Here is a 7989-nt window from a genome sequence, read left to right on the forward strand (position 1 = left end):
GTACCAGCGGGAGGGCTTCGACATGTTCCAGGCCATGATGGAAGGCATCAAGGAGGAGTCCGTCGGCTATCTGTTCAACCTGGAGGTCCAGGTCGAGCAGCAGGTCGAAGAGGTCCCCGTGGAGGACGAGCGGCTCGCGGGACCCAAGGCTCCGCTGGAGAAGGAGCCGCAGGGCGCGGTGCCCGCCGGCGCGGCCACGGGTGGCGCCCCGGCGATCCGAGCCAAGGGCCTGGAAGCGCCGCAGCGCCCGGACCGGCTGCACTACTCCGCGCCGACCGCCGAGGGCGGCGTCGAGGAGGGCGAGATGGAGACCGGCGCCGAGCCGGTCCGCTCCGCCGCGGACGGTCTGACCCGGGCGGAGCGCCGCAAGGCGCAGAAGGGCAAGCGGCGCAAGAAGTAGGCCGCCCGCGACACGTAGCGATCGAGCACTGTCGCGAACGAGCGCTGAGGTACGGGCTGGGTCCCGCCGTCCTGACGGGTGGCGGGCCCCAGCCCTTCTGTCTGACACCGCCGGTCTCTCCGTTCACTGCCGGCCGGCTGCCGAGCGGCCGTCCAGCTCGACGGCCGCGCAGCGCCATCGGTGGTCCGGACAGAGCTCCAGTCGGAAGGCCATGGCCCGCTGCCGGTCGCCGGTGACGATGCGCGCGAAGGCCTCGATCACCCCGTCCCGGGGCCGGCTGCCGTGCGCCTCCAGCACCGCCGGGCTGCTGCGGTCCGCTCCGCGCGGGCGCAGGGGCGCGTGCGTGGCCAGTCCGGTCAGCTGGTCGTAGGCGGAGCTCCGAGTGTGCCGCAGCAGGCTGTGGACCGGTCGCTGCCCGCTGAGGACCAGTACGAGCCGGCTGGCGAACCAGAAGGGCGGCTGCCGCTCCCGCTCCCGTGCGGCGGCCGCGCGGAGCGCGGAGTCCGACGGGCGGGCGGTGGCTGCGCCGGCCCGCTGCTGCCGCTGCCGCTGGGGCTCTGGCCGCCGCGAGTCCCGCCGTCCGGGCGGCCCCTTGCGGCCGCGCCCGGAGGCGGGTGTGGCGGCAGGTCGAGCGGGTGGCGTGGGCATGGCATTCATGGGGTCCCCCGTGAGTGACGTACAGGATTGATGTGCAGGTGATCCGTGATCAGCGAAGCCGCCGGGTTTTGATACTCGGCAGTAGCTTCGCTCAAGTTGTAGCGCTTGTGATCGCGCGGTCGCAATGTGTCACCGACGGCGCGGCGGCCGTCGTCGGCCCTTCACCTATCCGGACGAGGGTGCGCCACGAAGGTGACGGTGAGCTGCGTTCACCTGCGGCTTCGCGCGACGGCGGCGCGGGGAGCGGCCGCGCGGCGGACCGTATCCTGTCGGTGCAGACCGTCCGGCGATACACGAAAGCGGCAGCCATGCGTGTCTATGTCCCCCTGACCCTTACCGCCCTCCGGGACGCGCACCGGGCGGGTGAGCTGGCGCAGGGACCCGGGGCGACCACGGCGTACGCGGTCACGCCCGGACTGCGTGAGTGGTATGTCTCCGACGACAGTGAGGAATTGGAGTACGCCGCTCTCAACCGGGCCGCTCAGGCGTCACTGCGGCTGCTGGCCACCGAGCCGGGCGTGATCCGGCGACGGGTGGTTCTCGCCCTCGACGTGGCCGACAGCGCCGCGGTCTTCGACCCGGACCACGGGCTGGACCGCGAGTCCCTCGGCGAGGTGCGGATCGAGGGACCCGTTCCGCTGTCGAAGGCGGCGGCGGTGCATGTGGAGGGCGGAGGACGCGGAGCCGGACGTCACCGCGGCGGCGGACGCGCTGGGCGCGGCCGACATGGGCGATGACGACGCGCGGTTCACGGTGGACGGCGCCGAGGACCACGAACTGCTGTGGTACGCCACACAGGAGATCCCGTACCTGCTCGGGCAGGGATGAGGCGGGACGCCGTGAATTCGGTATCGCGTTGTCAGTCCCCGGACGTACCGTCGTCGTCATGGTGACGGGTGGGAGGAACAGCCGGTCCGCGCACATCGTGTGGGACTGGAACGGCACACTGCTGCACGACATCCATGCCGTCATCGGTGCGACGAACGCCGCCTTCGCGGAACTCGGCCTCGACCCGATCACGCTGGAGCGCTATCGCGAGCTGTACTGCGTGCCCGTGCCGCGGTTCTACGAGCGGTTGCTGGGACGGCTGCCGAGTGAGCAGGAGTGGGAGGTCATGGACAAGGCCTTCCACCGGCATTACTGGCTGCGGGCGCGCGAGGCCGGTCTGGCCGAGGGCGCGGCCGAGTTGCTCGCGGCGCAGAAGGTCGCCGGGCGCACCCAGTCGCTGTGTTCGCTGGCGCCGCACGACCGGCTGGTTCCGCTGGTACGGACACACGGCATCACCGAGCACTTCGTCCGTGTCGACGGCGCGACGGGCCCGTCCGGCGGCGTCAAGGCAGCGCAGATGGAGCGGCATCTGCTGGCGCTCGACGGTATCGACGCGGCGCGTACGGTCGTCATCGGCGACGCGGTCGACGACGCGCTGGCCGCCGCGCATGTGGGCGCTCACGCGGTGCTCTACACGGGAGGTTCGCACAGTCGCGCCAGCCTGGAGACAGCCGGGGTGCCCGTGGTCGACACCCTCGCCGACGCCGTCGAGGCGGCCGAGTGGATAGCCAACGGACACCGGTGACACCGCAGTCCGCACTGTCCACTTCGTCCAAAGCCGTCCCTCGTTTTTGTACACATACGGTCCATGACGGCTCCCGGCAAAGGGACGATAGCCTTGCGGGCGTGATCAGCGCGATATCTCTCGGGGGCGCCGCCGCCTCCGCCGTGCGCCCACCGCGCGACAGCGCCCGGGCCGCCGCTGGTCGTCTCGCACGGCGCGCGCCGGACCCCATGCGGTCACCCCGCGTTCCGACGCCGTGCCCCGCAAGCCCGCAATATCAACGTCACGCAACGGCGCGCGACAGGAGCCAGAGGACATGCAGACCAAGCTGGAAGAAGCAAAGGCCGAGCGGCTGGCAGAGGCCGTCCGGGTAGCTGAACAGGGCCCTGACGGGGGACAACACCCGGTCCGGGGCCTCGAGAACGGTTCCCTCCGGGCGTTCCTCCAGCGCTACTACCTGCACACCGCGCCCGAGGACCTCACCGACCGCGACCCGGTCGACATCCTCGGAGCGGCGTTCGCTCACTACCGGCTGGCACAGGACCGACCCCAGGGCACCGCCAACGTCCGGGTGCACACCCCTTCGGTCGACGAGAACGGCTGGACCTGCACCCACACCGTCATCGAAGTCGTCACCGACGACATGCCCTTCCTCGTGGACTCGGTCACCAATGAGCTGTCCCGGCAGCACCGCGGCATCCACGTCGTCATCCACCCCCAGGTGATCGTCCGCCGCGACGTCGCCGGCAAGCTGCTGGAGGTGCTGGACGCGGGCCGCGACAAGCTCGTTCCCGGCCCCGGTGCGAAGACGGTCCGCGAGGAACTGCCGCAGGACGCGGTCACCGAGTCCTGGATCCACGTCGAGATCGACCGCGAGACCGAGCGCGACGACCTCAAGCAGATCAACGACGATCTGCTGCGCGTCCTGTCCGACGTGCGGGAGGCCGTGGAGGACTGGCAGAAGATGCGCGGCTCCGCACTGCGCATCGCCGAGGAGCTGGCCACCGAGCCGCGCGCGGACGATCTGCTCGTCCAGGAGGTCGAGGAGTCCCGCGAGTTGCTGCGCTGGCTCGCCGACGACCACTTCACCTTCCTCGGCTACCGCGAGTACGAGCTGTCCGAGGAGGCGACGGACGCAGACCAGGAGCTGACCCTCACGCCCCTCCCCGGCACCGGGCTGGGCATTCTCCGTGCCGACCCGCGGCACGCCGAGCCCGGCGACTCCGGGACCGGCCACCCCGTCTCGCCGTCCTTCAGCCGCCTCCCGGCCGACGCCCGCGCCAAGGCGCGCGAGCACCGGCTGCTGGTGCTGACGAAGGCCAACAGCCGGGCCACCGTGCACCGCTCCTCGTATCTCGACTACGTGGGCGTGAAGAAGTTCGACGCCGAGGGCAACGTCGTGGGTGAGCGCCGCTTCCTCGGCCTCTTCTCCTCCGCCGCCTACACCGAGTCGGTGCGCCGTGTTCCCGTGATCCGCCGCAAGGTCGCCGAGGTGCTGACCTCCGCCGGTTTCGCGGCCGACAGCCACGCGGGCCGCGACCTGCTGCAGATCCTGGAAACCTACCCGCGCGACGAGCTGTTCCAGATCCCGGCCGACCAGCTGCGCTCGATCGCCACCTCGGTGATGTATCTGCAGGAGCGCCGCAAGCTGCGGCTGTACCTGCGCAGGGACGAGTACGGGCGCTACTACTCGGCGCTCGTCTACCTGCCGCGCGATCGCTACACCACGACGGTCAGGCTGCGGCTGAGCGACATCCTCACCGAGGAACTGGGCGGCATCAACGTCGACTTCACCGTCTGGAACACCGAATCGGTGCTCTCCCGGCTGCACTTCGTCATCCGTCTCAAGCCGGGCGCGCAGCTGCCGGAACTGTCCGACGCCGAGGCCGACCGGATCGAGGCGCGGCTCGCGGAGGCCGCCCGTTCCTGGGCCGACGGCTACATGGAGGCGCTGACCGCCGAGTTCGGCGAGGAACAGGCCGCCGAGCTGGGCCACCAGTACAGCGCGAACGCCTTCCCCGAGGGGTACAAGGCGGACTTCCCGCCCCGCGCCGCGGTCGCCGACCTTCAGCACCTCAACCGGCTCCAGCGCGGTGAGAGCGGTCCCACCGACTTCTCCCTCAGCCTGTACGAACCGGTGGGCGCCGGCCCCGGCGAGCGCCGTTTCAAGATCTTCCGGATTGGCGACCCCGTCTCCCTCTCGGCCGTCCTCCCGGCGCTGCAGGCCATGGGAGTGGAGGTCGTCGACGAGCGCCCGTACGAGCTGCGCTGCCACGACCGCACCAAGGCGTGGATCTACGACTTCGGGCTGCGGATGCCCGGCCCCCCCGGCCGCGGACTGGCCGAGGACGCGCGGGAGCGCTTCCAGGACGCCTTCACCGCCGTCTGGACGGGTGCCGCGGAGAACGACGGGCTGAACTCCCTCGTGCTGTCGGCCGGTCTGACCTGGCGGCAGGCGATGGTGCTGCGCGCGTACGCGAAGTACCTCCGGCAGGCGGGCGCCACCTTCAGCCAGAGCTACATGGAGGACACCCTCCAGCGGAACGTGCACACCACCCGGCTGCTGGTGAACCTCTTCCAGGCCCGCCTGGACCCCAGTCACGCGCGGGCCGGGCACGAGCTGACCGACGGCCTGCTGGAGGAGCTGGACTTCGCCCTGGACCAGGTGGCCAGCCTGGACGAGGACCGCATCCTGCGCGCGTTCCTGACCGTCATCAGGGCGACGCTGCGCACCAACTACTTCCAGACCACCGGCCCGGGAAGCCCAGGACTCAAGGGCCCCTCGGCCGGGCCGCACGCGTACCTGTCGATGAAGCTGGACCCGCAGCAGATCCCCGATCTGCCCGCTCCCCGGCCCGAGTACGAGATCTGGGTGTACTCGCCGCAGGTGGAGGGCGTGCACCTGCGGTTCGGCAAGGTCGCCCGCGGCGGACTGCGCTGGTCCGACCGGCGTGAGGACTTCCGCACGGAGATCCTGGGCCTGGTCAAGGCGCAGGAGGTCAAGAACACGGTCATCGTGCCGGTCGGCGCCAAGGGCGGCTTCGTCGGCAAACGGCTGCCCGACCCCGGCGCCGACCGGGACGCCTGGCTGGCGGAGGGCATCGCCTGCTACAGGACCTTCATCTCCGGTCTCCTCGACATCACCGACAACCTGGTCGGCGGAGATGTCGTGCACCCCGAGAACGTCGTCCGGCACGACGGCGACGACACCTACCTCGTGGTCGCCGCCGACAAGGGCACGGCCACCTTTTCCGACATCGCCAACGAAGTGGCGGAAGCGTACGGCTACTGGCTCGGCGACGCGTTCGCCTCCGGCGGTTCCGCGGGCTACGACCACAAGGGCATGGGCATCACCGCGCGCGGCGCCTGGGAGTCCGTGAAGCGGCACTTCCGCCAGCTGGGCCACGACACCCAGACCCAGGACTTCACCGCCGTCGGCGTCGGCGACATGTCCGGCGACGTCTTCGGCAACGGCATGCTGCTGTCCGAACACATCCGGCTGGTCGCCGCCTTCGACCACCGGCACATCTTCCTCGACCCCGACCCGGACGCAGCCACCTCCTACCCCGAGCGCCGCCGGCTGTACGACCTGCCGCGCTCCTCCTGGGCGGACTACGACACCTCGCTGATCTCCGCGGGCGGCGGGATCCACCCGCGCAGCGCGAAGTCCGTGCCGGTCAACCCGCAGGTGCGGGCCGCGCTCGGCATCGAGGGCAGCGTCACCAAGATGACTCCCGCCGAGCTGATGCGGGCCATCCTCAGCGCCCCGGTGGACCTGCTGTGGAACGGCGGCATCGGCACGTACGTCAAGGCGTCGACGGAGACGCACGCGGACGTCGGCGACAAGGCCAACGACGCGATCCGCGTGGACGGCCAGGACCTGCGGGTGCAGGTCGTCGGCGAGGGCGGCAACCTCGGTCTGACGCAGCTGGGCCGGATCGAGTTCGCCCTCAACGGCGGCCATGTCAACACCGACGCCATCGACAACAGCGCGGGCGTGGACACCTCCGACCACGAGGTGAACATCAAGATCCTGCTCAACTCCGTCGTGGCGAACGGCGACATGACGGTCAAGCAGCGCAACGCCCTGCTGGCCGAGATGACCGACGAGGTCGGTGAGCTCGTCCTGCGGAACAACTACGCTCAGAACACCGCGCTCGGCAACGCCATCGAGGGTGCCCCCAGCCTGCTCCAGGCCCATCAGCGGTACATGCGGCGGCTGGGCAAGGAGGGCAGGCTCGACCGCGGGCTGGAATTCCTGCCCACCGACAAGCAGATCCGGGACCGGCTGGCCGGCGGGCACGGCCTGACCCAGCCCGAACTGGCCGTGCTGCTCGCGTACACCAAGATCACGGTGACGGAGGAGCTGATCAAGACGCAGCTGCCCGACGACCCGTACGTCCAGCAGCTGGCGCAGGCCTACTTCCCGCGGGCGCTGCGCGAGCGGTTCCCCGAAGAGATCACCGGGCACGCGCTGCGCCGCGAGATCGTCACCACCCTGCTGGTCAACGACACGGTCAACGCCGGCGGTTCGACCTTCCTGCACCGCATGAAGGAGGAGTCGGGCGCCTCGACGGAGGAGATCGTACGGGCGCACACCGCGGCCCGCACGATCTTCCGGCTCGGCGAGATCTGGGACCAGGCCGAGGCGCTGGACAACGTCGTCGCCGCCGAGGTGCTCACCAGCATCCGGCTCCAGTCGCGGCGGCTGGTCGAGCGCGGCACCCGCTGGCTGCTCAACAACCGGCCGCAGCCGCTGCTGCTCGCCGACACCATCGAGCTGTTCAGCGAACGGGTGGCCCAGGTGTGGGCCGAACTGCCCGAGCTGCTCAAGGGCGACGACCGCAAGTGGCACCAGTCGATCCTGGACCGGCTGGAAGGGGCCGGCGTACCGACCGAGCTGGCACTGCGGGTGGCGGGCTTCTCCGCGGCCTTCTCCGGGCTCGACGTGGTCGCGGTCACGGACCGTACGGGCGTGCGGCTGATGGACGTCGCCGCCGTCTACTACGACCTCGCCGACCGGCTCGGCGTCACCCAGCTCCAGGAGCGCGTCAGTGAACTGCCGCGCGCCGACCGCTGGCAGTCCATGGCACGTGCGGCCATCCGGGAAGACCTGTACGCGGCGCATCAGCTGATCGCGGCGGACGTACTGGCCGAGGGCGACGGCAGCGCCACTCCGGAGCAGCGGTACGAGGCGTGGGAGGCGAAGAACTCCACGATCCTCTCTCGCGCGCGAGCCACGCTGGACGAGATCCAGACGTCGGACACCTTCGACCTGGCCAACCTGTCGGTCGCCATGCGGACGATGCGCACGCTGCTGCGCAGCAACCGCTGACAGCGCACAGAGCGGGTCTGCCTCCCGTACGGCCACACCGTGAGC

Annotated in this window: 3 protein-coding genes and 2 pseudogenes; 4 read left to right on the plus strand and 1 reads right to left on the minus strand. The window is 70.6% G+C overall.

Features of this window, described 5'->3' with window-relative positions; all coding sequences use genetic code 11:
- Positions 1-400: pseudogene (locus ACRDP3_RS03635) on the plus strand (preprotein translocase subunit SecA); the annotation flags it as partial.
- 123 nt (positions 401-523) lie between these two features.
- Here the strand turns inward: ACRDP3_RS03635 and ACRDP3_RS03640 are convergent.
- Positions 524-1048 (minus strand): Rv3235 family protein, encoded by a 525-nt coding sequence (locus ACRDP3_RS03640; RefSeq protein ID WP_431515339.1) that lies wholly within the window; start codon positions 1046-1048, stop codon positions 524-526.
- Between the two features lie 317 nt (positions 1049-1365).
- On the opposite strand from ACRDP3_RS03640, the pseudogene ACRDP3_RS03645 reads away from it, so the two are divergent.
- From ACRDP3_RS03645 to ACRDP3_RS03655, 3 genes and pseudogenes are all read left to right on the plus strand, one after another.
- Positions 1366-1885 (plus strand): annotated as a pseudogene (locus ACRDP3_RS03645) (DUF6912 family protein).
- Positions 1886-1943: 58 nt separating this feature from the next.
- Positions 1944-2630 (plus strand): HAD family hydrolase, encoded by a 687-nt coding sequence (locus ACRDP3_RS03650; RefSeq protein WP_431515340.1) that lies wholly within the window; start codon positions 1944-1946, stop codon positions 2628-2630.
- Between the two features lie 295 nt (positions 2631-2925).
- Complete coding sequence (locus tag ACRDP3_RS03655; protein ID WP_431515341.1) at positions 2926-7944, plus strand: NAD-glutamate dehydrogenase; 5019 nt, start codon at positions 2926-2928, stop codon at positions 7942-7944.
- Positions 7945-7989: the final 45 nt, after the last annotated feature.

This window comes from Streptomyces sp. (assembly GCF_050698815.1).
Taxonomy (GTDB): domain Bacteria; phylum Actinomycetota; class Actinomycetes; order Streptomycetales; family Streptomycetaceae; genus Streptomyces.